This window comes from Marinifilum sp. RC60d5 (genome assembly GCF_052400665.1).
Lineage (GTDB): Bacteria > Bacteroidota > Bacteroidia > Bacteroidales > Marinifilaceae > JBQTGK01.
In genome coordinates, this window is sequence record NZ_JBQTGK010000003.1 from 139,774 (window position 1) to 164,573 (window position 24,800).

23 protein-coding genes and 1 tRNA gene are annotated in these 24,800 nt (G+C 33.5%); 12 read left to right on the plus strand and 12 right to left on the minus strand.

Features of this window, described 5'->3' with window-relative positions:
• Window position 1 precedes the first annotated feature (1 nt).
• Window positions 2-75, plus strand: a tRNA-Asp gene (locus tag ACT3CE_RS08125).
• A 170-nt stretch (window positions 76-245) separates the two neighbouring features.
• Here the strand turns inward: ACT3CE_RS08125 and ACT3CE_RS08130 are convergent.
• The 3 genes from ACT3CE_RS08130 to ACT3CE_RS08140 are packed head-to-tail and all read right to left on the minus strand — an operon-like array spanning window position 246 to window position 2,283.
• Window positions 246-791, minus strand: a complete 546-nt coding sequence (locus ACT3CE_RS08130; RefSeq protein WP_444709269.1) for an RsmD family RNA methyltransferase — start codon at window positions 789-791, stop codon at window positions 246-248.
• Entirely contained in the window at window positions 782-1,630 is an 849-nt protein-coding gene (locus ACT3CE_RS08135) for a DUF3822 family protein (protein WP_444709270.1), read from the minus strand. Before ACT3CE_RS08135 ends, ACT3CE_RS08130 begins: the two co-directional genes overlap by 10 nt.
• An 11-nt stretch (window positions 1,631-1,641) precedes the next feature.
• A complete protein-coding gene (locus ACT3CE_RS08140) occupies window positions 1,642-2,283 on the minus strand; it encodes a hypothetical protein (protein ID WP_444709271.1) in 642 nt (213 codons plus the stop codon).
• Window positions 2,284-2,373: 90 nt separating this feature from the next.
• On the opposite strand from ACT3CE_RS08140, the gene ACT3CE_RS08145 reads away from it, so the two are divergent.
• The gene (locus ACT3CE_RS08145) at window positions 2,374-3,807 is read left to right on the plus strand and encodes an ATP-dependent DNA helicase (RefSeq protein ID WP_444709272.1); all 1,434 of its coding nucleotides are present in this window, start codon (window positions 2,374-2,376) and stop codon (window positions 3,805-3,807) included.
• A gap of 2 nt (window positions 3,808-3,809) precedes the next feature.
• On the opposite strand, the gene ACT3CE_RS08150 is transcribed toward ACT3CE_RS08145, so the two are convergent.
• The 7 genes from ACT3CE_RS08150 to ACT3CE_RS08180 form a co-directional block, all read right to left on the minus strand.
• Window positions 3,810-5,030, minus strand: a complete 1,221-nt coding sequence (locus ACT3CE_RS08150; protein ID WP_444709273.1) for a PP2C family protein-serine/threonine phosphatase — start codon at window positions 5,028-5,030, stop codon at window positions 3,810-3,812.
• A 40-nt stretch (window positions 5,031-5,070) separates the two neighbouring features.
• Window positions 5,071-6,813, minus strand: a complete 1,743-nt coding sequence (locus ACT3CE_RS08155) for a phospho-sugar mutase (RefSeq protein ID WP_444709274.1) — start codon at window positions 6,811-6,813, stop codon at window positions 5,071-5,073.
• A 21-nt stretch (window positions 6,814-6,834) separates the two neighbouring features.
• Window positions 6,835-7,707, minus strand: coding sequence for a dTDP-4-dehydrorhamnose reductase (gene rfbD, locus ACT3CE_RS08160; RefSeq protein WP_444709275.1), 873 nt, complete (start codon window positions 7,705-7,707; stop codon window positions 6,835-6,837).
• Between the two features lie 8 nt (window positions 7,708-7,715).
• Window positions 7,716-8,276: a dTDP-4-dehydrorhamnose 3,5-epimerase gene (rfbC, locus tag ACT3CE_RS08165; RefSeq protein ID WP_444709276.1), complete on the minus strand. Its 561-nt coding sequence runs from the start codon at window positions 8,274-8,276 to the stop codon at window positions 7,716-7,718.
• A 9-nt stretch (window positions 8,277-8,285) separates the two neighbouring features.
• Complete coding sequence (rfbA, locus tag ACT3CE_RS08170; RefSeq protein WP_444709277.1) at window positions 8,286-9,164, minus strand: glucose-1-phosphate thymidylyltransferase RfbA; 879 nt, start codon at window positions 9,162-9,164, stop codon at window positions 8,286-8,288.
• A 186-nt stretch (window positions 9,165-9,350) separates the two neighbouring features.
• Window positions 9,351-10,295 (minus strand): UDP-glucuronic acid decarboxylase family protein, encoded by a 945-nt coding sequence (locus ACT3CE_RS08175; protein WP_444709278.1) that lies wholly within the window; start codon window positions 10,293-10,295, stop codon window positions 9,351-9,353.
• 82 nt (window positions 10,296-10,377) lie between these two features.
• Window positions 10,378-11,706: a UDP-glucose dehydrogenase family protein gene (locus tag ACT3CE_RS08180; protein WP_444709279.1), complete on the minus strand. Its 1,329-nt coding sequence runs from the start codon at window positions 11,704-11,706 to the stop codon at window positions 10,378-10,380.
• A gap of 507 nt (window positions 11,707-12,213) precedes the next feature.
• Here ACT3CE_RS08180 and ACT3CE_RS08185 point away from each other — a divergent pair.
• Complete coding sequence (locus ACT3CE_RS08185; RefSeq protein WP_444709280.1) at window positions 12,214-12,621, plus strand: hypothetical protein; 408 nt, start codon at window positions 12,214-12,216, stop codon at window positions 12,619-12,621.
• 64 nt (window positions 12,622-12,685) lie between these two features.
• On the opposite strand, the gene ACT3CE_RS08190 is transcribed toward ACT3CE_RS08185, so the two are convergent.
• Window positions 12,686-13,261, minus strand: coding sequence for a PhnA domain-containing protein (locus tag ACT3CE_RS08190; protein ID WP_444709281.1), 576 nt, complete (start codon window positions 13,259-13,261; stop codon window positions 12,686-12,688).
• 366 nt (window positions 13,262-13,627) lie between these two features.
• Between ACT3CE_RS08190 and rpsA the strand changes: the two genes are divergently transcribed.
• From rpsA to guaA, 5 genes are all read left to right on the plus strand, one after another.
• Window positions 13,628-15,433, plus strand: a complete 1,806-nt coding sequence (rpsA, locus tag ACT3CE_RS08195) for a 30S ribosomal protein S1 (RefSeq protein WP_444709282.1) — start codon at window positions 13,628-13,630, stop codon at window positions 15,431-15,433.
• 17 nt (window positions 15,434-15,450) lie between these two features.
• The gene (locus ACT3CE_RS08200; RefSeq protein ID WP_152734754.1) at window positions 15,451-15,810 is read left to right on the plus strand and encodes an STAS domain-containing protein; all 360 of its coding nucleotides are present in this window, start codon (window positions 15,451-15,453) and stop codon (window positions 15,808-15,810) included.
• Between the two features lie 3 nt (window positions 15,811-15,813).
• The gene (locus tag ACT3CE_RS08205) at window positions 15,814-16,740 is read left to right on the plus strand and encodes a ribonuclease Z (RefSeq protein WP_444709283.1); all 927 of its coding nucleotides are present in this window, start codon (window positions 15,814-15,816) and stop codon (window positions 16,738-16,740) included.
• Between the two features lie 67 nt (window positions 16,741-16,807).
• Window positions 16,808-18,055, plus strand: a complete 1,248-nt coding sequence (locus ACT3CE_RS08210; protein WP_444709284.1) for a C1 family peptidase — start codon at window positions 16,808-16,810, stop codon at window positions 18,053-18,055.
• Window positions 18,056-18,322: 267 nt separating this feature from the next.
• The gene (guaA, locus tag ACT3CE_RS08215) at window positions 18,323-19,855 is read left to right on the plus strand and encodes a glutamine-hydrolyzing GMP synthase (protein WP_444709285.1); all 1,533 of its coding nucleotides are present in this window, start codon (window positions 18,323-18,325) and stop codon (window positions 19,853-19,855) included.
• A gap of 42 nt (window positions 19,856-19,897) precedes the next feature.
• On the opposite strand, the gene ACT3CE_RS08220 is transcribed toward guaA, so the two are convergent.
• Window positions 19,898-20,638 carry an Hpt domain-containing protein gene (locus ACT3CE_RS08220; RefSeq protein WP_444709286.1) on the minus strand — a complete coding sequence of 247 codons (741 nt, stop codon included), beginning with the start codon at window positions 20,636-20,638 and terminating at the stop codon, window positions 19,898-19,900.
• A 105-nt stretch (window positions 20,639-20,743) separates the two neighbouring features.
• On the opposite strand from ACT3CE_RS08220, the gene ACT3CE_RS08225 reads away from it, so the two are divergent.
• The 4 genes from ACT3CE_RS08225 (at window position 20,744) to ACT3CE_RS08240 (ending at window position 24,743) form a co-directional block, all read left to right on the plus strand.
• Entirely contained in the window at window positions 20,744-22,357 is a 1,614-nt protein-coding gene (locus ACT3CE_RS08225) for a S41 family peptidase (protein WP_444709287.1), read from the plus strand.
• 188 nt (window positions 22,358-22,545) lie between these two features.
• Window positions 22,546-23,712 (plus strand): THUMP domain-containing class I SAM-dependent RNA methyltransferase, encoded by a 1,167-nt coding sequence (locus ACT3CE_RS08230; protein WP_444709288.1) that lies wholly within the window; start codon window positions 22,546-22,548, stop codon window positions 23,710-23,712.
• An 86-nt stretch (window positions 23,713-23,798) separates the two neighbouring features.
• Window positions 23,799-24,338, plus strand: coding sequence for a SiaB family protein kinase (locus ACT3CE_RS08235; protein WP_444709289.1), 540 nt, complete (start codon window positions 23,799-23,801; stop codon window positions 24,336-24,338).
• A 24-nt stretch (window positions 24,339-24,362) separates the two neighbouring features.
• A complete protein-coding gene (locus ACT3CE_RS08240) occupies window positions 24,363-24,743 on the plus strand; it encodes a DUF1987 domain-containing protein (RefSeq protein WP_444709290.1) in 381 nt (126 codons plus the stop codon).
• Window positions 24,744-24,800: the final 57 nt, after the last annotated feature.

A 24,800-nucleotide genomic window follows, 5' to 3' on the forward strand; every position in this document is an offset into this window, starting at 1 on the left:
TGGTCCGGTAGTTCAGTTGGTTAGAATACATGCCTGTCACGCATGGGGTCGCGAGTTCGAGTCTCGTCCGGACCGCTAAAAATATAAGCCTTCGATTCATTAGAGTAGAAGGCTTTTTTAATGCGCTAAAAATTACAGATTTATATCCGAAAGAATCAGATAAATAGAATTTGGGATATAGTGTTAAAAAAAACGATCACTAAAGACTTGTTTAGGATCGCTTTTAAATCATGAGTTTATAGAAACTAGTTTTCTTTTTTTAGTTCGAAGAAGCTAAAGTTTACACTGCCATAACTGCGTTTTTCCATAAAGTTAGGATGTTTGGAGAAATCGTTTGTTGAACCGTGTTCTAATATTAAAATACCATTTTCTGTTAATATCTCTTTTTCCAGAATTGAATCAGGAATTGAATCAAGTTTTTTTAAATCGTAAGGTGGATCGGCAAATATCATGTCAAATTTCTGGCGACAGCTTTTTACGAAGCGAAATACATCCGATTTAATTGGTAGAATTTGTTCGAATCCTAAATTATCAATGGTTTTTTGAATAAAAGCAAAATGGCGGTGGTTTAATTCAACGCAAATCACTTTTTCAGCTCCTCTCGATGCAAATTCGTAGCTAATGCCACCAGTACCTCCAAATAAATCAAGAACGCTTAAACCGTCTAAATCTATCATGTTGTTTAAAACATTGAATAAATTTTCTTTTGCAAAGTCGGTTGTAGGTCTTGCCTTAAAACTTTTATCCGGACTTATTCTTCTGCCTTTATGAGTTCCGCTAACTATTCGCACTCGCTTAAATTTAAAAGGTTAATGAATTGATTGTATTCCTCGAGAGGAATTATATTTTTTATTCTTAATTCGGCAGGTAGATGCTTTACTTCAACATCGGCCAAATATTTTTTTAATAATAGAATTACCTTACTTTTTTCCTGAACTAAGCCATTTACAATAAGCTTGCTTCTTTCGTTATTTAGCTTTTGTTGTTTGTAGATGTTTAAAATGTAGTAGGCCAGATCGGAATCTTCTTTGTAAGAAAAACTATTAATGAAATGCTTTTTGCCCTGATCGGGTATAATTACATGGAAAAAATCCTGATGGATATTAACAAACACACTTGGGTGGTTATCTTCCATGCTTTCTTTCATTGCATTTATGTAGAAAGGGTGGGTGTGATGATAAATAGCAGCTTGAGGAAATTGTTTGTGTAGCAATTCTTTTAAGCTTACAAGTATTGGAAATACACTATATGCCTCTAATAGGTCTATTTTATTCCAATTTAAAGTTTCAGCCTGTCTTAACTCATGGCAAATTTGGTAGCTGTTAAAAGCGAATTCCTTTGTGAAAAATTCATTTGGAATAAGAATTGATTTATCAGATATCCATAAAATAGAAACAGCTTTATATTTTAAGTTAAGTAATTCGCTATTTCTAATTTGCTCTTTAAAGGAGTTTAGAAGTTCAATGTCGGAGTTTTGGCTAAATGTTTTAAAGCGTTTTAAGGCTAAACATTTTTTATTTACGTTGAGTATAGAAAAAGAAAATCCATCCGAGCCAACTCGGATGGATAAATTATATTCTTCAGTTTTGCTTTTATCAAAAGTAGACTCAACAAATATTAGGTCGTCCATATAATTTAGGATTACTCCCAGTTACCTGCGTTATTGTTAGCTTCTTCAAGAGAACCAACCATCAAGCCTGGGTATTTGTTTAAACGCATACGGTTACCGTTTTCTTCTTTTAGTTCATCTAAATATTGATCTTTAACATCTTCAAAAATAATCATGTTAGATACTCTAGCTTCAAAAACTGGAACTTTAACTTTAGATCCTGTAATAAAAATTCCAGCTCCTAATTTGAATTGATGTTTTCCTTTGGTAAACGGTATATATCTTAAATTTTCAATTGGATAATCTTTTCCAAAGATAGTATCAAGAGCCGCAATCATAATAGTATCACGAGTAATGAATCCTTTCTTTACAGCTTCTTTTTCAGTCATACCAGCTTCGTATTGCTCATCAGTTAATGTTCCCATAGATTTAATCAATGGCATCGAATCTGTTTTAATAAAGCTAATTAAAGTATCGAAACTTCCAGTATATTTACCATTTACATCCTTATACGCTCCCTGTGCTTTACGAATATCCTTCAACTGAGTGATAATTCTGTCGTAACGTTGCTTCTTAATTTTACCAAATTCAAGAGGTTTGTTTATGCTCTGGTAGCTTAAGTAAGCAAGTGCAACAATGGCTATAGCAAGTAAGATTTGAAAGACTTTTTTCATTTTTATTCTTATTAGTTTGTGTAAGTTTGTCTGCAAATTTAAAAAAAAAATCTATTTGGCTATTTTTATATCCAACAAAATTTAACAGAAATGATAAAAAATCATGTGGCAAACAAGATCAGGGAACACCTTAAGTTTACTCCTACTAGTGATCAAACTAAGGCTATAGTTGGTTTAGCTGATTTTGTGACGCAGCAAGAAAGCCAAAAAATATTTTTGTTAAAAGGGTATGCCGGAACAGGAAAAACAACTTTAGTAAGTGCTTTGGTTACTACTTTAACCGAAATGAAGATCAATACTGTCCTTCTTGCACCCACAGGAAGGGCTGCAAAAGTGTTGAGTCAGTATTCAAAAAAGTCTGCTTTTACAATTCATAAGAAAATTTATAGGCAAAAATCTTTGGCCGATGCCGAAGGTATATTTGTAAAAGATAGAAATTTGCATAAAAATACGGTGTTTTTAGTTGATGAGGCATCGATGATCTCTAATTATTCACCAGAAGCAAGTGTGTTTGGATCGGGATGTTTGTTAGATGACTTAATTGGTTATGTATATTCTGCCGAAAATTGTAAGTTAATTTTAATTGGCGATTCGGCTCAGTTGCCCCCCGTTGGATTAGATATTAGTCCAGCCCTCGATTCGAATGAATTAAGAGCATGCTATAATTTAGAGATTGAGGAGTTGGTATTAACACAGGTTGTTCGACAAAATAAGGAATCGGGTATTTTATTAAATGCTACCGAACTTAGAAAAATGTTGCGCAATAATTTGAGTGGATTTCCTGAATTATCGACACATAAGTTTCCTGATATCTTTAAAATTACCGGTGCAGACCTTATTGAGGAAATTTCGTCGGCACATTATAAATATGGGGTTGAAGATACAATTGTGATTAGTCGCTCTAATAAACGGGCAAACCGTTTTAACCAGGGTATTAGAAATACAGTACTTTATCGTGAAGAGGAGATATCAGCAGGTGATTTATTAATGGTTGTAAAGAATAATTATTTTTGGGCTCACGATATTGAAAATCTCGATTTTATAGCTAATGGTGATATTTGTGAAATTGTAAGAATTCGAAAACATACCGAAATGTATGGTTTTAGGTATGCCGAAGTAACTGTACGTTTTCCAGACTATAATGATATAGAATTGGATACAATGATTATGCTTGATACTTTGGATATTGAAACCGCATCATTAGGCTACGAAGAGAACAGGAAACTGTTTTTTACCATTGCCGAGGATTATGCAGATATTAAAGTAAAGAAAAAACGATACGAAAAAGTTCGTAATGATAAATTTTTTAATGCGCTTCAGGTTAAATTTGCTTATGCAGTTACTTGTCATAAAGCTCAGGGAGGGCAATGGAAGGCTGTTTTTGTAGATCAGGGATACCTTACCGATGAACTTCTGAATAGAGAGTACTACAGATGGTTATACACAGCTTTAACCCGATCTACAGAGAAGCTTTATTTGGTAAACTTTAAGAAAGAATTTTTTCCAAATGAGGAAGAATATTAATATTAAAATTCTATTCCAATCATTAAAATATCATCGGTTTGCTCGTTGTTTTGTTTCCAATGTTCCAGCCAGTTAAATATATCAGACTTTTGCAGGTTGATAGATTTATTTTGAATGGCCAGTAATTTTTCGAAGAATTCTTTTCTTTTTAATCTTTTTTGTTGATCGCCTCCCAATTGGTCAGTTATGCCATCGCTATAAAGAAAGATTCGGTCTCCTTGCTGAATTTTTATTTTCTTACTTGTAAATTCAACAAATTCGGATTCTTTGCTAATGGAGTTTCTGTCACCAAGAATTTCGAATAGAGAGAAGTCAGCATCCGATATTCTAGCTTCAAAATTCTCATTATCCACAATAAGTTGACCGTTGTTTTTGCGAATAATGACCAGAGATCGTTTTGCTCCAACAAATTCTAAAATATTATCCTGTGGATAAAATGAGCAAAATACTCCATCCATTCCATCATATTGAGTATAGGTATCGCCAGAGGTATTTAAAATTTGACTAAACTTTCTGCTTAAAAGAGGAAAAACCTGTTCGGCATTTACTTCATTTCCATTTTGAGATAATGTATGAAGTTCCATTTGTCCCATAACTGTAAGCATTGCTGCAGGTACCCCATGTCCAGTACAATCGAACAAACCAATGCTTTTTTTGTGGTAACTTTGCTGTATCCAATAAAAATCTCCACCTACAATATGTTTAGGCAGATTAATGATAAATGATTTTGGGAATAGTCTTCTAAAGTTTTCATAATCAGGAAGAATTGATCTTTGTATTCTTTGTGCATGAATCATGCCCTGATGAATATCGTAGTATGATTTGTACTTACTGATTTCCTGCTTTTGTTCATTAATTTGAAAGGCAATAAGTACTTTGGTTTGTAGTTCGGTAAAATCGATTGGTTTTTTTACGTAATCCTGAGCTCCCATGCTAAGAGTAGCCTTAATACTTTCCATTTCGGTTTTTGCAGTAACCATAATTACGGGAATTTCTCGTAATCTGTCGTTAGCCTGAATTCGTTCAAGAACTTCAATGCCATCCATAAAAGGCATCATGATATCCAATAATATCACATCTGGCATATTGTCTTCCAGCCAGTCTAGAGCTTGCTGTCCGCCTTCTTTTGATATTACAGTGTAATCACGTCTAAAATATGCCTCAATCAATTTATTGTTAATTGGTGAGTCATCAACAGATAGAATGGTTTTTGTAGTTTCCATAAGTAAAAAGCATAGGGTAGCATAGGCTACCCTAAATTTATTAGTTTAATTTCAAAGAATTAATAATTCCTTCGATTTTTTTATTGGCCTTTTCTTCGGTTGCATAAAATTCAGTTACACAACCTAATGTTTCACGTACTTCGAAATAAAATTTAATTTTTGGCTCGGTTCCCGACGGACGTACAGATATTTTTGTACCATCTTCAAGATAGAACTGAAGTACATCTGCAGTAGTCTCAAAATCGAGATCAGTAGTTTCTCCGGTAATTGGATTAGTAGCTTTTCTAGTGGTATAATCTTTTACCAAAATCATTTTAGAGCCATTAATCTCTTTGGGAGTATTGTGTCTGTAATCGTGCATCATTTGGCTAATTTCCTGCGATCCTTGCAGACCTTCGCGCACAATATAAATCATTTTTTCTTTCGAAAATCCGTACTCAATGTAAATTTCTTTTAGGATATCAAAAAGATTTTTATTTTGATCTTTAGCCCAGGCAGCTATCTCAGCCATAACACTGCAAGCCGATACTGCATCTTTATCGCGGGTAAAATCTCCAGGCATATACCCAAATGATTCTTCGCCACCACCTACGTAATTTTTTTCAGGATTTTTACGCATTACATCGGCAATCCATTTAAATCCAGTGTAGGCATCAAAGCATTGTACATTATTTTTTTCGGCTACATCTTTAAATAACTCGGTTGTTACAATTGTTTTAACAACATAATCGTTACCTGTAAGAAGACCTAATTCTTTTTTGCGTTTTATTAGATAGTATGTAAAAATGAGAGCTGTTTGGTTTCCATTAATAATTTCCCATTCTCCTTTGTCATTTTTAACAGATATTCCCAATCTATCACCATCAGGATCGCATGCCATAACTAAATCGGCATTAACTTCTTCTGCTTTATCTACAGCCATTTTAAGGGCTTCTGGCTCTTCAGGATTGGCAGACCAGACAGTTGGAAAATTTCCGTCAACAACATCTTGCTCAGGAATGTGAATTACATTTTCGAATCCGAAATTAGCAAGTGAGTCGGGAACTAGCTTAACGGTTGTTCCGTGTAGTGGCGTAAATACAATTTTAAGATTTTTCTGGTTTTTAATTGCTTCCGGCGATAGTGTTAGTGTTTTAACCGTATCAAGATATAGTTTATCCATATCTTCGCCCAGTACTTCAATTAAATCAGGATTACCTTTAAATTTGATATCTTCAACTTTTACAGCTTTAACTTCGGCAATTACATTTTTGTCGTGTGGAGGTACCAACTGAGATCCATCTTCCCAATATGCTTTATAACCATTGTATTCTTTTGGGTTGTGTGATGCTGTAATGATAACACCAGATTTACAACCTAAATGGCGAATGGCAAATGACATTTCCGGAGTAGGGCGTAAATCATCAAAAATATATGCCTTTATTCCGTTGGCCGAAAAAATGTTAGCTACAGTATCTGAATATAGCTTACTATTATTTCTACAGTCATATCCAATACAAATGGAAATTTCTTCGCCTGGGAACGATTTGTTTAAATAGTTAGCCAAACCCTGAGTTGCAGCACCAACAGTATAAATATTCATTCTATTGGTTCCTGGTCCCATTTTACCTCTAAGTCCACCGGTACCAAATTCTAAATCTTTATAAAAAGAATCAATTAAATTGGTCTGATCATCCTGCTCAAGCAGTGATTTTACGGCATTTTTGGTTGCCTCATCATAACTCCCCTCTAGCCAAGAGTTGGCTTTTTCAATAACACTTTCTAAGATTTCCGATTTGTTCATGTCCGAAAAGGTTTCTTTTAGTTAACTTATTATTCGATTTATACAATGAGATATCCTTACCCTCCAATGTGGAATATCGAGATCAAAAATATGTTTAATTTTTGATTTATTCAAGACACTGTAGTAAGGTCTTTTCGCTAAGCACTCAAAATCTTTACTTTCGATTGTATTTATTTTACAATTATTATTTGCGGCTATTTGTATTTCACTTGCAAAATCGAACCAACTACAGACTCCTTCGTTTGAGTAATGGTAGGTTCCATAATCTTTAAAGTCTTTATTTTTATCGATATTTTCAATGATTTTAAGAATACTAAAAGCCAAATCGTGGGCATAGGTAGGAGTACCTATTTGATCAACAATTACTCCTAATTCTGTTTTGTCCCGGCCTAGATTGAGCATTGTTTTTAGAAAGTTTTTTCCGAAAGGAGAATATAGCCAGGATGTTCGAATAATAATATGCTTTTGGCAGATATTTCTTAGTAATTCTTCTCCCTCGAATTTTGTTTTGCCATAAATTCCTTGTGGATCGGTCGATTCATTTTCTGTATAGGGTTTAAATCCTTCGCCAGAAAACACATAATCTGTGGAGATATGTATTGGTATAATATTATTATCGATAGATAATTGAGCAAGGTTTTTAACGGCGGTTGCATTAATTAATCTAGCTGTATCTTTATCTTCTTCTGCTTTATCAACATTTGTGTAGGCTGCGCAATTAATCAGGTACCTGAAGTTTTTGTCTTTTACAAATTTCGATAGTGCTTCAGGTGATGTTATGTCAAGTTCTTTTATATCAGTAAAAGTAAAAGTAAGACCGACTGTTTTGCTAGCTAATTCTCGTATCTCACTTCCTAATTGCCCATTGCTTCCGGTAACTAAAATATTTGCCATAACTAATGCTATTTTCCAAATTTGAAATTCTTTTCGGCTTCCATAAAGTTTGGAAGAACCTTATCTTTAGGTGATATTATTGCTTTTTCGGGTTCAATTAGCCAGTCGATATTTAAGAAAGGATCGTTAAAGTTAAGTCCTCGTTCAGCTTTCTGATTATAAAGATTGTCGCATTTGTATACAAATGTGGCTTTTTCGCTAAGTACAGAAAAGCCGTGAGCAAAACCCTTTGGGATTAAGAATTGTATTTTATTTTCGGCTGATAATTCTATCCCGCTCCATTTGCCATAAGTAGGAGAGTCTTGTCTTAAGTCAACGGCGACATCAAATACTTTCCCTTGTATAACCCGAACTAGTTTGGTTTGTGAGTAAGGTGCCAGTTGGTAATGTAGGCCTCTAATTACTCCGTATCCCGATTTTGATTCGTTATCTTGAACAAAATTGTAATTGAGTTCGTGTTTTTTAAATGTATTTTCGTTATAACTTTCGAAAAAATATCCTCTTTCATCTTCGAAAACTTTGGGTTTTATAATTAAAAGGTCGGGTATGTTGGTTTTAATAATTTCCATTATATGGTTTTATTGGTTGTTATCTTCGTTTGCAATTCTCAACAAATATTCTCCATATTGATTTTTCAACAATGGTTCTGCAAGTTTTAAGAGTTGATTTCTATCGATAAAATTATTTCGGTATGCAATTTCCTCTAAACAAGCAACTTTTAGACCTTGGCGCTGCTCTATTGTTGCTATGAAATTCGATGCTTGCAACATACTTTCATGAGTGCCAGTGTCTAACCATGCCATCCCTCTTCCTAAAACTTTAAGGCTAAGCTTATTTTCGTTTAGGTAAATACGATTTAGGTCGGTTATTTCGAGTTCTCCTCGTTTTGATGGTTTTAATGCTTTTGCTTTTTCTACAACAGAGTTGTCGTAAAAATAAAGTCCTGTAATGGCATAATTAGATTTAGGATTTTCCGGTTTTTCTTCTATGCTTTTAACCAATCCATTTTCATCGAATTCTGCAACTCCATATCTTTCAGGGTCGGTAACATGATAGCCAAATACTAAGGCTCCTTCAGTTAATTTTGCCGATTCTTCTAATTGTTTACTAAACTCATATCCGTAGTATAGGTTGTCTCCCAAAATCATACAAACCGGACTGTCTCCGATAAATTCTTCGCCAATAATAAATGCTTGAGCTAATCCATCAGGAGAAGCCTGTTCGGCATAAGAAATTTTTATTCCCAATTGTTTACCATCTCCTAAAAGGTCTTTGTAAAGAGGCAAATCTTTTGGAGTAGAAATAATAAGTATTTCTCGAATTCCTGTTAGCATTAATACTGATAGAGGATAATAAATCATAGGTTTATCGTAAACTGGTATGATTTGCTTAGAGATGCTTTTTGTGATGGGATATAATCTGGTGCCGGAGCCTCCTGCTAATATGATTCCTTTCATCGGTAAAAATTTAATTTGTGTTATAAGATTCAAAAATTGATATTTCTGATTTGCTCGTCTTATGTTTTTTTAGGTAGTAGTTTTTTTAGTGTTTTCGTCAGAATGGATATCAATAAATATAAAATAAGTAGTTCAAAGGACTTATATGTTAATAATAAGTCCTCTATTCATAATGTTTTGTATATTTTATTTTTTTGAAAGCAAAGTGTCGAAATATTTAATTGTTTTTAATAAACCTTCTTCTAACTGTATTTTAGGTTCCCAATTGTTTAATTCTTTTTTAGCTAAACTAATATTCGGTTGCCTTTGAGTTGGATCGTCTTTTGGAAGAGCCAGCTTAACGATTTTTGATTTTGAGTTGGTTAATTCGATTACTTTTTGAGCCAATTCCATAATTGTAAACTCATTAGGATTTCCAATATTTACTGGACCTGTAAAAGATTTTTTAGTCGTCATCATTCTCGACATTCCCTCTACTAAATCATCGACGTACTGAAAGCTTCGTGTTTGTAATCCATCACCAAAAATTGTGATGTCTTCATTGCTTAGAGCCTGTACAATAAAGTTGGAGACAACTCTACCGTCATCTGGATTCATGTTGGGTCCATAGGTGTTAAATATTCGGATAATTTTGATGTCCACATTGTTCTGATTGTGGTAATCCATGAAAAGAGTTTCGGCACAACGTTTTCCTTCGTCATAACACGATCTTACTCCAATAGGATTTACATTTCCCCAGTAATCTTCTGTTTGAGGATGAATGTTTGGGTCTCCATACACTTCAGAAGTAGAGGCTTGTAAGATTCTAGCATTAATACGTTTGGCTAATCCCAACATGTTAATGGCACCCATCACCGAAGTTTTAATGGTTTTAATAGGATTGTATTGATAATGTACTGGCGACGCAGGACAAGCTAAATTGTATATTTCGTCTACTTCGGCAAAGTAAGGGGCTGTTACATCGTGACGAACCAATTCAAAGTAATGATTATCTAATAGATGAGAAATATTTGCTTTTGATCCTGTAAAGTAATTATCCATGCAGATCACATCGTTTCCTTCATTCAATAATCTTTCGCAAAGATGAGAACCGATGAAGCCAGCACCTCCTGTTACTAAAACTCTTTTCATGTGTGTATACTTATGAAATTCCTCCTGATTTTTAGGCAGGAGGAATAGATGTTTAAAATTTAATGGTTATTTAAGTGTAAATTTAAGAACAAATAGGTGCACGGCCAATTGAATAGTAAATATACTTGTTATCTTTTAATTCTTCGGTGTCGTAAATGTTTCTTCCATCGAAAATCAGTTTGTTTTTTAGAAGTTTTTCCATTACTCTGAAGTTAGGAACTTTAAATTCGTTCCATTCTGTAACTACCACTAAAGCATCGGCATCAATTAAAGCTTCGTATTGGTCTTTTGCATAATTAATGGTTTTTCCAATTTTTCTTTCGCACTCTTCCATAGCAACAGGGTCATAAGCTGATACTACTGCTCCTTCTTTTACTAGTTTATCGATGATAACCAAAGCCGGAGCTTCTCTCATATCATCGGTATTTGGTTTAAATGAAAGTCCCCAGATAGCAATTTTTTTACCTTTCAAATCACCATCGAAATGTTTCATCATTTTATTGTAAAGGACACTTTTTTGTCTGTTGTTTACATTTTCAACCGATTGTAAAATTTCTAAAGGATGACCGTTTTGCTCAGAAGTTTTTACTAATGCCTGAACGTCTTTAGGGAAACAAGAACCTCCGTAACCTGTTCCAGGATAGATGAATTTATGTCCAATTCTGCTATCTGAGCCAATTCCTTTTCTCACATTATTGACATCAGCACCAACAATTTCGCACAGATTAGCAATATCATTCATAAATGATATTTTTGTGGCAAGCATGGAATTGGCAGCATATTTAGTCATCTCAGCCGATGGAATATCCATAAAAATAACTGGGTGGTTATTCATTAAAAAAGGCTTGTAAAGTTTTCGCATTACTTTTTGTGCTTTTTCCGATTCGGTCCCTATAACAACACGGTCTGGCTTTAAAAAGTCGCTTATGGCAGCACCTTCTTTTAAAAACTCTGGGTTAGAAGCAACGTCAAATGTTAAATCGGAATTTCTATTGTCTAGTTCTTCTTGAATGGCAGCTTTAACTTTTTTTGCTGTTCCAATAGGCACGGTACTTTTGGTTACAATAACCATGTAGTGTTCAGTATACCTTCCGATTTCTCTTGCGACACCTAAAACGTATTTTAAGTCGGCGCTACCGTCTTCGTCTGGGGGGGTACCTACTGCAATAAAAACGGCATCTGCCTCCGCAATACTATCTTTTAAACTTGTCGAGAAAAATAATCTGCCTTTTTCCATATTATTTGTTACCATTGGGGTAAGTCCAGGCTCGTAAATAGGAATTATCCCTTTATTAAGTTTGTCGATTTTAGCCTGATCTACGTCTACGCAGGTAACATTTATGCCAGTTTCGGCGAAACAGGTTCCTGAAACGAGTCCAACGTAACCTGTACCAACAATTGTAATGTTCATATAGATAGTTTTTTTAATGATTTTACTTAAAAATGGATAATTTTATACTAAATAAAGCAAAATTAAGTAATATACTATAATGATTTAATTTTAATGTGCGTTTTTAATCGATGTGTAAAATATACGTAGGAAGAGGGATTTTGTTTTATTTATTTGTCTTTTTAAGTAAAGTATTTATTTTAATTAGAATGCTATTATTTCTCTAATGGGAGTGTTTGTATTTGATGTTTCCTTTTTTTATTTTTTTGAGCTAAAAAAAGTGGGTTCATTTATTTTAAATTGAATTGTTTCTATTTAAAAGATAGTATTTACAGCATTCTGTTCTGGAAGGGGTGATGCTAATTTTTTGTTTATGTGGAGCTATAATATTTAATGAAATTAATGTTGTGACTTAAAAAACTGTATTGTTTATTTTTTAGTGTAGTTTTATATTATTTTGTTAGTAGGTTTATTTTGTGCTGATTTTACAGTTATTGCATTGTACGATATAATTATATTAATCACATTATGAAAATAATCATAAAACGTCCTCTCGAGAAAGTTAATAAGAGAATCTCATATCCAATTTATATTGGTGGCAAGAAAATTATTGAATTAAAAAATGGTGAAGAAAAAGAACTCGAGGTAAAATATTCTGTCTTACTTTCTGCTAAAATAAATTGGTGTGGAAGTAAAGAGATTTCGTTGCTTAAAGATGGAGAAGTTTTGAAGGTGCAGGGAAATGTTTTTTTTAGTGCTTATCTGCCTTTTTTAACTGCCCTTATGCCAGTTTTGGCGATTTTTATTTTTAATAATATTGGAGGAGAAGTAATAAAAATTGTATTTTCTGTAATTTTAATATTACTAATTGTGTTTTGTTTATTAAGTCTTAGTTTTTTGAGAAAACACTGGATATCGATTCAAAGAATTGAATAAAAAAACAGAAACCCGATTTAGATTTCTGTTTTTTAGTTCAATCAAGTGGATAACTTGCTTAATTTTACATCTTTTTTACATATTTAGTAAGGATTACAATGTGCTGACCTTCTACGCGTCCTTCGATGTGTTCAGCATTATCGTGAACCAAAGAGATACGACGAACTGCGGTTCCTCTTTTTGCAGTAAATCCACCACCTTTAACATTTAAATCTTTAATTAAAACAACATTATCGCCAGCTTGAAGTTGAACGCCATTACTATCGATGTGTTTAACTGCATCTTCATCCTCTTCACCTTCGCCTGTAGCTTGAGCCCAGGTCATAGTTTCTTCGTCAAGATAAAGCATGTCAAGTAAATCTTGAGGCCATCCTTCGTCACGAAGGCGATTAAGCATTCTCCATGCCATAACTTGAACTGCAGGTACTGTGCTCCACATGCTGTCGTTTAAGCAACGCCAATGGTTTACATTTATTTTATCAGCATCTTCTATTTGCTCATGGCAAGTTTCACAAATCAATATGTTTTGATCTGCGGTTTTGTTTGATGGAGCTACTTCGTATGCTTTTAAATTTTCTGAGGCGCCGCATAGTTCACAAATTGAACCGCTTCGTGCATGTAATTCTTTTTCGATACTCATTGTTCTATTATTTTAGAGTCTATTTCTTTCAATTTTGCGCAAAGGTAAACGAGAATTTATTTGAAACAAATTTTGTGGATTTTCATAAAATTAAATCTTTGTTTTATTATGGTGGATATATAAGCTTGAAGCTACATAAAAAGCTTAGTATCTTACTATAAGTTCTGATTTTTATAATCTATAAAGAAATGCTTTAGTTTAATGTCTAATTTTTTTTATTGATAGTCTTACTGTAAATCATAGATTATTTTGAAGAATTTTGCGAAAAAAAAGTCGTAACTTGATACTTGTTCCGGAATAATTTATAATTTTGCACGGAATTTTATATATAATGTCTAATTTATTAGTAAATCAGTAATTTAACACATGGTTGAAGAAAACAAAAAAGTAGACAATTCTGCAGCAGATGCAGAATTTGATTGGGATGCGTTTACCAGCGAAGAAGGTTTCTCTGGTGGAAACAGAACAGAATTAGAAGCAATGTATGATAAAACTTTATCTACAGTTGCTGAAAAAGAAGTAATTGATGGTACAGTTATTTCATTAAACAAAAGAGAAGTTGTAATCAATATTGGTTACAAATCAGATGGTATCGTAAGCTTGAATGAATTCAGATATAATCCTGAATTAACTGTAGGTGATACTGTTGAAGTTTACGTTGAAAGTCAAGAAGATAAAAAAGGACAATTGGTTCTTTCTCACAAAAAAGCTCGTGCATTGCGTTCATGGGATCGTGTGAACTCAGCACTTGAAAACGACGAAATTATTAAAGGTTACATCAAATGTCGTACTAAAGGTGGTATGATCGTTGACGTATTTGGAATCGAGGCTTTCTTGCCAGGATCTCAAATTGATGTTAAGCCTATTCGTGACTACGATGTTTACGTAGGAAAAACTATGGAATTCAAAGTTGTTAAAATCAACCACGAATTTAAAAATGTTGTTGTTTCTCATAAAGCTCTTATCGAAGCTGAATTGGAACAACAGAAAAAAGAAATTATCGCTAAGCTTGAAAAAGGTCAGGTTCTTGAAGGAACTGTTAAAAACATCACTTCTTACGGTGTATTTATTGACTTAGGTGGTGTTGATGGTTTGATTCACATTACCGATCTTTCATGGGGTAGAGTATCTCACCCAAGCGAGATTGTAGAACTAGATCAGAAATTGAACGTTGTTATCCTTGATTTTGATGATGATAAAAAACGTATTGCTTTAGGTCTTAAACAACTTACTCCACATCCATGGGATGCTCTTGATGCAGAAATGAAAGTTGGAGATAACGTTAAAGGTAGAGTTGTAGTAATGGCCGACTATGGTGCATTTGTTGAAATCGCTACTGGAGTTGAAGGTTTAATTCACGTTTCTGAAATGTCTTGGTCACAGCACTTGAGATCTGCACAAGATTTCATGAAAGTTGGAGATGAAGTAGAAGCTCAAATTTTAACATTGGATCGTGAAGAGAGAAAAATGTCTCTTGGTATCAAGCAATTGAAAACAGATCCTTGGGAAGGAATTGAGTCTAAATATGCTGTTAACTCTAAGCACACTGCTAAGGTTCGCAACTTCACTAATTTTGGTGTTTTTGTTGAAATCGAAGAAGGTGTTGATGGTTTAATTCATATCTCAGATTTATCTTGGACTAAGAAAGTGAAGCATCCAGCAGAATTTACAACTATTGGTGCTGAAATCGAAGTTAAAGTTCTTGAAATCGATAAAGACAACAGAAGATTAAGTCTAGGCCACAAACAATTGGAAGAAAATCCATGGGATGTGTTCGAAACTATCTTTACAACTGATTCGGTTCACGAAGGAACTATTGTAGATGTTTTCGAAAAAGGTGCTGTTATTGCTCTTCCTTACGGTGTTGAGGGATTTGCAACTCCACGTCACTTGGTGAAAGAAGATGGATCTCAAGCTAAAATTGATGAAAAATTATCATTTAAGGTAATTGAATTCTCAAAAGCTGCTAAGAGAATTATCCTTTCTCACTCAAGAACTTTCGAGGATGTGAAGAAAGCTGAAGATACTGCTAAGAAAAAAGAAGCTGCTAAATCAACTAAAAAAGGTGTTAAAAAAGTGAAAGATTCACTAGAAAAGACTACCTTAGGTGATATATCAGAATTAGCCGCTTTGAAATCGCAAATGGAAAGCGGTAAAGACAGCGAAAAATAATTTAAAACAAGGTGATTATGGACTTCAAGATTGATAAGAAAGATGGATACACTCTAGTTCAGGTGTTGAAAGATAAATTGGATACTCATATTGCTCCTGCATTAAAATCAGAATTGGTTCTAATATCAGGAAATGGTGAGAGAAATATTCTTTTAGATTTAACTCCCTGTACATACTGTGATTCTTCTGGTCTTAGTGCAATTCTTGTAGCCAATAGGTTGTGCAAAAATGCCAATGGAACATTTGTTCTTTATGGTTTGCAGCCTGCTGTTGAAAGATTGGTATCTATTTCTCAGTTGGATTCTGTTTTAAATATTGCTTACAATATGGACGAAGCAGTTTCGACGATGAAAGCTCAAATTGAATTAAATAAGTAATTAGTGAAGTTTGAAGTAACAATCTTAGGTAGCAATTCTGCATTGCCAACCACCAAAAGATTTCCAACCGCTCAGGTGCTCAATGTACTTGAGCGGTTTTTTTTAATCGATTGTGGTGAGGGGACACAAATTCAGATGAAGCGATTCAAAGTTCCTGCGACTCGCATTAATCATATTTTTATTTCTCATATTCATGGAGATCATATTTTTGGTTTAATAGGTTTGCTTTCGTCTTATGCTTTGCAGGGAAGGAAATCCGATTTACATATATACGGACATAGTAAACTGAAAAAGCTAATTAATTTTCAGCTGGATATTCTCGAAACTAAAAAGGAGTATAAGATTATATTCCATACTATTTTTGGAACAGAGACTCAAACTTTGTTTGAGGATGATAAGTTAACCGTTCAATCTTTCCCATTAAAACATGGTGCTATGCCGTGTGCGGGTTTTTTATTTAAGGAAAAACAACGTCCGCGTACATTAATAGCTGATATGTTAACAGCATATAATGTTCCTATTAAATGTCGCAAAGGATTAAAGGATGGACAAGATTTTACCACAGAAGAAGGAGTGGTAGTCCCAAATAAAAGGTTTACTAAAGATCCTCCATCGGCAAGATCGTATGCATTTTGTACCGACACAGCTCCTTATAAAAAGATACTACCAATTATTCGGAATGTAAATATGCTTTATCACGAAGCTACTTTTTTAAAAGCAGATATTAAATTAGCTCGTGCAACAAGTCATTCAACAAGCGAACAAGCAGCCAAAATTGCCAGCGAAGCGGATGTGAAAAGATTAATAATAGGTCATTTTTCTGCTAGATTTAAACGTTTGGATGATCACTTAAAAGAGGCTAGAAGTATATTCCCAAATACAGACCTGGCAGAGGATGGGAAAAAATTTTCAATAGAACTTGATCGCTAATTTCTGATAAGCAATCAAGTTTTTTTATATTTTAGCAATTCATAACATCTTATTTAAACAAAAAAACATGAAAAAAATAGTTTTAATGTTGACTGCTTTTGCGTTTGCAGGTTCTTCGTTTGCGCAACAAAAGCAAGACAAATCTAAATTTAAAGAATATCAACCTGGATATTATCAAAATTCAATTTTGAAAGATATTCGCATGGTAAATGAAAAATTAGAGAAGAATGATGTCGATAAAAGATTCTTTATGGATCAAAGTTCGTATGACCTTCCCAATAAAATTTCATTGTATAAAGATAATACACAATGGGCTGAACCAACAATTTCGCAAGGAAATACAGGTACGTGTTGGTGTTTTTCTACTACTTCGTTTTATGAGTCGGAGGTGTATCGTTTGAGTAAGAAAAAAGTAGATATTTCTGAACTATATACAGTTTATTGGGAATATGTAGAGAAAGCGCGTAGATTCATTCAGGAAAGAGGTGATTCTCATTTTGAAGAAGGAGCCGAAGGAAATTCTGTTGCAAGAATGTGGAAGTTATATGGAGCTTGTCCTCAAAGTGAATATACAGGATTGTTAAATGGTCGTAAGTTTCATACACATGCCAAAATGTATGATGAGATGATGGCTTATTTAAATGGTTTAAAACAAAGTAATGCATGGAACGAAGAGGAGGCTTTAGCTACTATTAAAGCAATTATGAATCATTATATGGGAACACCTCCAACAAAATTTATTGTTGAAGGAAAAGAGTATACTCCTAAAACATATTTAAAGAATTATCTACAATTAGATCCTGATGATTATGTCGAAATTCTTTCTTATAAGCAGGAGCCATACTGGCAACAGGTTGAATATAAAGTGCCGGATAACTGGTGGCACTCAAAAGAGTACTATAATATTCCTTTAGATGACTACATGAAGGCTATTAAAAAAGCCATTCGAAAGGGTTATACAATGAGTATTGGTGGCGATGTTTCTGAAGCGGGTTTCTTAAGAACAACAAATTGTGCTATGGTACCATCTTTCGATATTCCTTCGGAATATATCAATGAAGACGCTCGTCAGTTTCGTTTTTCAAATGGTTCTACCACCGATGATCATGGAATGCACCTTGTAGGTTATTACGTTGATAAAGATGGTAAAGATTGGTATTTGATTAAAGATTCAAGTTCCGGATCGAGAAATATTGATGAAAATTCTGCTGAATTTGGTTATTATTTTTTCCATGAAGATTTTGTAAAGTTAAAAATGATGGGATTCACCATTCATAAAGATGCCGTGAAAGACCTCTTGAAAAAATTTAAATAAACGACTAACCCTTGAGCATTGCTTGAGGGTTTTGTTTTTAAATGGTTTATTTTAAAAGATTCAGGATAATGTCTTTGAAATTTTATCTGCGTGGTTTTTAAGTCGCAAATTTGTGTATCTTTGTACGCCAAATAGTATTGCGTCGATTCTTTCAGCGATAAATTGTTTGGGATTTGTTTCTGGATGATTATCAGGAGAGTATCAGCAATGTTTTTAGGAATAGAGTTTTAAAAAACGAATAACTGAACAACCTCAATTATAGATTTTATGCAGGAAAAAATTCTGATTTTAGATTTTGGCTCACAATACACGCAGTTGATTGCGAGACGAGTTCGTGAATTAAATGTTTATTGTGAAATTCACCCATATAATAAACCTCCTCAAATCGATGAGTCGATTAAAGGAGTAATTCTTTCTGGTAGTCCTTTTTCTGTTAGAGACGAGAAGGCTCCAATTCCAAATTTATCAGACATTAAAGGTAAACTACCTCTTTTAGGTGTTTGTTATGGAGCACAACATTTAGCACATTGTTTTGGTGGTGAAGTAATGGCTTCAAACAAGCGTGAGTACGGTCGAGCAAATCTTTCTGCTGTTGATAATAACAATGACTTACTGAAAGGTGTTAGTATCAATTCTCAGGTGTGGATGTCGCATGGGGATACCATTGAGAAAATGCCATCGAATTACAAAGTAATAGCAAGTACTTCTGATGTTGAGAATGCGGCTTTTGCTGTAGAGGGAGAATCGACTTATGGAATTCAATTTCATCCTGAGGTTTATCATAGTACAGAAGGTATTGTTCTGTTAGGTAATTTTATAGTTGGAATTTGCGGATGCTCGCAAGATTGGACTCCCGATGCTTTTGTTGAAACCACTGTTGCGGAATTAAAAGCACAGTTGGGCGATGATAGAGTAATTTTGGGATTATCGGGTGGTGTAGATTCTACTGTTGCAGCTATGCTATTGCATAAAGCTATTGGTGAAAATTTACATTGTATTTTCGTTGATAATGGTTTATTGCGTAAAAATGAGTTTACCGATGTTTTGAAAAAATATGAAACTCTTGGACTAAATGTTACCGGTGTTGATGCTGGTGAAAAATTTATTTCGGCTTTATCAGGAGTAACTGAACCTGAAGCTAAGCGCAAGATTATTGGAAATGCATTCGTGGAGGTTTTCGACGAAGAATCGCATAAAATTGAAAATGCTAAATGGTTGGGGCAAGGAACTATTTATCCTGATGTTATTGAGTCGGTTTCAGTAACAGGAGGGCCCTCTCAAACCATTAAATCTCATCATAATGTAGGAGGCTTACCCGATTACATGAAACTTAAGGTTGTGGAACCTTTAAAATTGCTTTTTAAAGATGAGGTTCGCCGAGTTGGCCGAAGCATGGGCTTAGAAGATAAGTTTATTAGTCGTCATCCTTTCCCGGGACCCGGTTTAGGAATTCGAATTTTAGGTGATATTACAGCTGAAAAAGTACAAATTCTTCAAGAGGTTGATCATATCTTTATTTCAGGATTGATAGAGGATGGATTATACGATGAGGTATGGCAGGCAGGAGTAATGTTGTTGCCTGTTCAATCGGTCGGAGTAATGGGCGACGAGAGAACTTATGAAAGTGTTGTTGCTTTACGCGCAGTTAGCTCTACCGATGGAATGACAGCAGACTGGTCGCACTTACCTTATGAATTTTTGGCTAAGATTTCTAATAAAATTATCAACAATGTAAAAGGTGTAAACCGCGTTGTTTATGATATTAGTTCAAAACCACCAGCAACTATTGAGTGGGAATAGACAAAATATATTATTAAAAGCAGTACTTTAAGTGCTGCTTTTTTATTTCATATTTTTAAATTGATCTTTATTTTTGTGATAGAAATCTACCGTTTTTTCAATTTCAAGAATTAGTTCATTTAATTTTTTCAAAGCTGCTTCCTGTTCTTCATTTAAAATTAATTTTTCTAGTTCGATTATTGTAGCTCTTGCTTCGAGCATCGAAAAATTGGCCAATACTCCTTTAAGTTTATGTGCAGCGTCCTTAGATTTCTTAAAATCAAGGTTTACGAGAGGTGTTTTTATGTCAGATATTCTTGATTCTTTAATTTCAAAGAATTTTTCAATCACTTCTTTTATAAACTCCCGATTATTATCTACACGAATAAATAATTCCTTAAAATCTATAATGGCAAGATTCTTGTGTGCTCTTCGAGGTTCAACAGGCAAATCGATTAATCGAAGAATTAAGGATTTAAGATTCATACTTTCGGGATAATATAAAATATTATTTTGTTTACATATTTCCTCTTGTTTCGATGAAGATGTAAGAATTAATAATTTAAACTCCTTTTTAGAATCTCCCTTGTAATATTCTTTAAGTGATTTTAAAGATTTATATAAGTCAATTGCATTGGCATCGCTCAAATCATATTTAGAAATAATAAGATTAAAATTATTGGCAGTAACCAATTCAATAGCTTCCGATATAGAATTTCCTTTAGTAATAGAGATTTTACTTAAAGATTCTAAATCTGAATAGTTTGTAAATCCTAGTAATAGTAGATTGGCTTTATGTTTCATATTTGCTAAATTGAATGCCCGTAATTATTAAAAAGATTGTATCTTTCGTAAAATTCTGTAAAGTACAATCAATTTGCGTAAAATTTATTAAAAAGCATAATTTATATGAGTAGTTTGAAAAAGTTTTTGAGGAATGGAATGGCAATTTGCTTCTTCATTGTCTTCGGTTATAGTGGGATGGTAAATGCTCAGTCGGTAAAACATCAGGCAGTTAAATATCAAAATTTACTGGCTTTAATCGATGCATTTTATGTAGATACAGTTAATGTTGAAAAACTAACTGAAGATGCTATTGTTAAGGTTCTTGCAGAATTGGATCCTCATTCGATATACATTAGTAAAGATGAAATTAAGGAAATGAACGAACCTTTGCAGGGTAGTTTTAGTGGAATTGGTGTACAATTTAATATTCTTAGAGATACATTAATGGTTGTTGCAACTATTCCTGGCGGACCATCAGAGAAAGTAGGAGTTCGTGCTGGCGATAGAATTATTAAAATTGACAATGAAAATGTTGCCTCTATAGGAATGAAAAATACAGATGTTCATAAACGCTTAAGAGGTGAAAAAGGATCTATTGTAAGCATTGAGGTTAAGCGTAAAAATGAGCCCGAACTTATTGAGTTTATTATTACTAGAGATAAAATTCCAATTCATAGTTTAGATGCAGCTTACATGTTGAATAAAGATGTGGGATATATCAAATTAAATAGATTTGCATTAACTACAGCCGATGAGTTTTTAAAAGCTTTACTAAAGTTAAAAGCTGATAAAATGAAAGATCTGGTGTTAGATCTTCGAGGAAATGGGGGTGGATTCATGACTGCAGCTATAGAAATCGTAGATCAGTTTATGGAGGCTGATAAATTAATTGTATATACCAAAGGACTAACAACACCTAGAAGAGAAAATATCTCCACAGAGAAAGGAAATTTTAAGGAAGGCGATATTGTTGTTTTACTGGACGAAGGTTCTGCATCAGCATCCGAAATCGTATCAGGAGCAGTACAGGATTGGGACAGAGGTGTTATTATTGGTCGGCGTACTTTTGGAAAAGGCTTAGTTCAGCGTCAGTTTCCTCTTTCTGATGGATCGATGATTCGCCTAACTACAGCACATTATTATACACCAACCGGAAGATGTATTCAAAAGCCTTATGAAAATGGTTTGGAAGATTATCATTTAGATATCATTAAGCGTTATCAGTCGGGAGAAATGATTAGCGCAGATAGTATTCAGTTTGCCGATTCGTTAAAGTACAATACTTTAATGAACAAAAGAGTTGTTTATGGAGGTGGAGGTATTATGCCTGATATTTTTATACCAATTGATACAACAGCTAACTACAAATATTTTAATCTTCTAAATAGGAAAAATGTTATTTATCCTTATGTGATCAACTATATGGATAAAAATTTAGATGATCTGAAAAAAGAATATCCTGAATTTGAAGATTTCGAGAAGAATTTTGAAGTTAGTGACAAAATGATGTCAGAAATTGTAGCATTAGGTGAAAAAGAAGGAATTGAAAAAACAGAAGAAGAATATAATGCAGTTGTTGATGATATTAAACTTCATGTAAAAGCTTTGTTAGCTCGTGATTTATGGGATAGTTCGGAATATTATAAAATTGTAAATAAGGAGAACGATTTTATGAAAAAAGCCATTGAAGTCCTAAAAAACAAGAAATTATACAATCAGGAACTACTCGCCGAGTAATTCCTGATAACGAGCCAAAAGCATTGCTTTTGGCTTTTTTTTTGAGAATATTTATAAAAGCCTATGTTTTTAGACCTTAAAGATTAATTTTGTATCCGAAATTCGAATCGGAAGCATAAGCAAGAAAAGACGTTTTCGTTGATTCGAAGAATTGAAATAGTTAGACGAAGATTTAAAAAAAGATGGTTTTGAAAACAGACTCGGGGAAATTCAGATTAATTGCAAAAACCTTTCACGGTTTAGAGGAAGTATTGTCTAAGGAATTAGAACAATTAGGAGCAGAGGAAATTAGAATTTTAAAGCGTGCAGTAAGCTTTGTAGGTGATAAATCACTGTTGTATAAAACAAATATGCATCTAAGAACAGCTACCCGCGTTATAAAACCAATTCACAAATTTACAGCTCACGATACCGATGAGTTGTATAAAGGAATTCAGGAAATTGACTGGAGCGAGTATATTGGCAATAAAGATACTATTGCTATTGATAGTACAATTAGTTCCGATGATTTTAAACATTCAAAATTTGTTACTTACCGTGTAAAAGATGCTATTGTTGATCAGTTTTTCTATGCTACTGGCGATCGTCCTTCGGTTCGTATGACCAATCCAACATTACGTATCAATATTCATATCGATAGAAATACTTGTACTGTATCTTTGGATAGTTCTGGAGAATCATTGCACAAAAGAGGTTATCGTGTTGGCGAAACAGCAGCACCATTAAACGAAGTAATGGCAGCAGGTATGATTTTGCTATCGGAATGGGATAAGAAATGTAATTTTATTGATCCTATGTGTGGATCGGGAACCATTCTTATCGAAGCAGCTCTTATTGCTTATAATATTCCTCCAGGATTATACCGCAAAGAGTTTGGTTTTCAAAAGTGGAAAGATTATGATGAAGAGTTATGGGATGATATCTATAACGAAGAAACTGAAGTTGATTTTGATGGAAATATTATTGGAGCTGATATTTCTGATAAAGCAATGGAGATTGCAGAGGCCAATATTCGTAACGCAGGTTTAAGAAGGAAAATTAAATTGAATGTAACTCCTTTCCAACAGTTTGTTCCACCCGTAGAAAAAGGATTGTTGATTACCAATCCTCCTTATGGAGAAAGATTAAAACCACGTGATTTAGAAGGCTTATACGCAATGATTGGAGAAAGATTAAAGCATCACTTTACAGGATACGATGCCTGGATTCTTAGTTATTCAAAAGAATGTTTTAATAGTGTAGCTCTTCGTCCTTCACGTAAAATAACACTATTTAATGGACCATTAGAATGTAAGTTTCAAAAATATTCTATGTTCGATGGCAAAAAGAAAGATAATTATAAAATGGATAAATAAAATAGCATAAAAATTGAAGCTGTATCTCTTTATGCTCAGGGATATTTTGCTATATTTGTTTTTATGTAACCCTAATTTTAATTTATATGAATTTTAATCTTGATTCTTGGTATGGTGATAAAATAGATGAAGATGCTATTTTTAACTATAAGGGTAGAATTGAAGATGAGGATGTTACATTAATATTGAATTCGATTGAAAATATCCTGAAGAAAAGAGAAGAATCGCCTAAGTTATTCAAGAAAATTTTTAATATTTTAATTGAATTGGTGCAGAACCTTCATCATCATGGTGAGGTGCCTCCTGATTTAGGCGTAGAGTATAATAAATATGGTGTACTTATTCTCCGAGATGAGGGGATGCAATATCGAATTAGTGTAGGTAATTTTATTAAAATTGATGGGTTAAAATTGATTCGTGATAGAATTGACCAAATTAAAGCATTATCATCGGAAGAAACCAAAAGTTTGTACCGGATTATATTGAATAATGATGAATTCTCTGAAAAAGGAGGAGGAGGATTAGGAATTGTTGATATTGCCAGAAAAAGTGGTAATAATATGGAATATCAGTTTCTTGAATATAATTCAGATTATTTGTTTCTATCTATTGATGTTATCATTTAAAAACCTTAAAAACCAAAAAATTCCATGAATTCACTTGTTATAGAGGGTAGTCCTAAAACACCAACCATTAAATTTGACGGAGATAACGGTACTTTCTCAATTGAGGGAAGATCTATCCCGGAAAATTCGCTTGATTTTTATAAACCAGTAATGGATTGGCTTGATTCGTACATTAGTGAACCAAAGGATGAAACTAATGTAATTATCAGATTAGAATATTTTAATACTAGTTCATCAAAGTGTATTTTAGATGTTTTTAAGAAATTAGAAATTATTTTTAAGCGTGGTAATAACGTGAATATCAAGTGGCATTATGAAGAGGATGACGAAGATATGCTTGAGGCTGGGGAAGATTATCAATCGATAGTAAAAATACCATTTACTATGATCGAGGATATAGAGTAATTAATAAATTAACGATACAAAAAAGGGCCATCTTATTATTAGATGGCCCTTTTTATA

What these genes read in the sequence shown, in the direction of transcription:
- ACT3CE_RS08135 (WP_444709270.1), bottom strand. Translation starts at nt 1,630, where the DNA reads ATGGACGACCTAATATTTGTTGAGTCTACTTTTGATAAAAGCAAAACT.
- ACT3CE_RS08140 (WP_444709271.1), bottom strand. Translation starts at nt 2,283, where the DNA reads ATGAAAAAAGTCTTTCAAATCTTACTTGCTATAGCCATTGTTGCACTT.
- ACT3CE_RS08145 (WP_444709272.1), top strand. Translation starts at nt 2,374, where the DNA reads ATGATAAAAAATCATGTGGCAAACAAGATCAGGGAACACCTTAAGTTT.
- ACT3CE_RS08150 (WP_444709273.1), bottom strand. Translation starts at nt 5,030, where the DNA reads ATGGAAACTACAAAAACCATTCTATCTGTTGATGACTCACCAATTAAC.
- ACT3CE_RS08155 (WP_444709274.1), bottom strand. Translation starts at nt 6,813, where the DNA reads ATGAACAAATCGGAAATCTTAGAAAGTGTTATTGAAAAAGCCAACTCT.
- rfbD (WP_444709275.1), bottom strand. Translation starts at nt 7,707, where the DNA reads ATGGCAAATATTTTAGTTACCGGAAGCAATGGGCAATTAGGAAGTGAG.
- rfbC (WP_444709276.1), bottom strand. Translation starts at nt 8,276, where the DNA reads ATGGAAATTATTAAAACCAACATACCCGACCTTTTAATTATAAAACCC.
- rfbA (WP_444709277.1), bottom strand. Translation starts at nt 9,164, where the DNA reads ATGAAAGGAATCATATTAGCAGGAGGCTCCGGCACCAGATTATATCCC.
- ACT3CE_RS08175 (WP_444709278.1), bottom strand. Translation starts at nt 10,295, where the DNA reads ATGAAAAGAGTTTTAGTAACAGGAGGTGCTGGCTTCATCGGTTCTCAT.
- ACT3CE_RS08180 (WP_444709279.1), bottom strand. Translation starts at nt 11,706, where the DNA reads ATGAACATTACAATTGTTGGTACAGGTTACGTTGGACTCGTTTCAGGA.
- ACT3CE_RS08185 (WP_444709280.1), top strand. Translation starts at nt 12,214, where the DNA reads ATGAAAATAATCATAAAACGTCCTCTCGAGAAAGTTAATAAGAGAATC.
- ACT3CE_RS08190 (WP_444709281.1), bottom strand. Translation starts at nt 13,261, where the DNA reads ATGAGTATCGAAAAAGAATTACATGCACGAAGCGGTTCAATTTGTGAA.
- rpsA (WP_444709282.1), top strand. Translation starts at nt 13,628, where the DNA reads ATGGTTGAAGAAAACAAAAAAGTAGACAATTCTGCAGCAGATGCAGAA.
- ACT3CE_RS08200 (WP_152734754.1), top strand. Translation starts at nt 15,451, where the DNA reads ATGGACTTCAAGATTGATAAGAAAGATGGATACACTCTAGTTCAGGTG.
- ACT3CE_RS08210 (WP_444709284.1), top strand. Translation starts at nt 16,808, where the DNA reads ATGAAAAAAATAGTTTTAATGTTGACTGCTTTTGCGTTTGCAGGTTCT.
- guaA (WP_444709285.1), top strand. Translation starts at nt 18,323, where the DNA reads ATGCAGGAAAAAATTCTGATTTTAGATTTTGGCTCACAATACACGCAG.
- ACT3CE_RS08220 (WP_444709286.1), bottom strand. Translation starts at nt 20,638, where the DNA reads ATGAAACATAAAGCCAATCTACTATTACTAGGATTTACAAACTATTCA.
- ACT3CE_RS08225 (WP_444709287.1), top strand. Translation starts at nt 20,744, where the DNA reads ATGAGTAGTTTGAAAAAGTTTTTGAGGAATGGAATGGCAATTTGCTTC.
- ACT3CE_RS08235 (WP_444709289.1), top strand. Translation starts at nt 23,799, where the DNA reads ATGAATTTTAATCTTGATTCTTGGTATGGTGATAAAATAGATGAAGAT.
- ACT3CE_RS08240 (WP_444709290.1), top strand. Translation starts at nt 24,363, where the DNA reads ATGAATTCACTTGTTATAGAGGGTAGTCCTAAAACACCAACCATTAAA.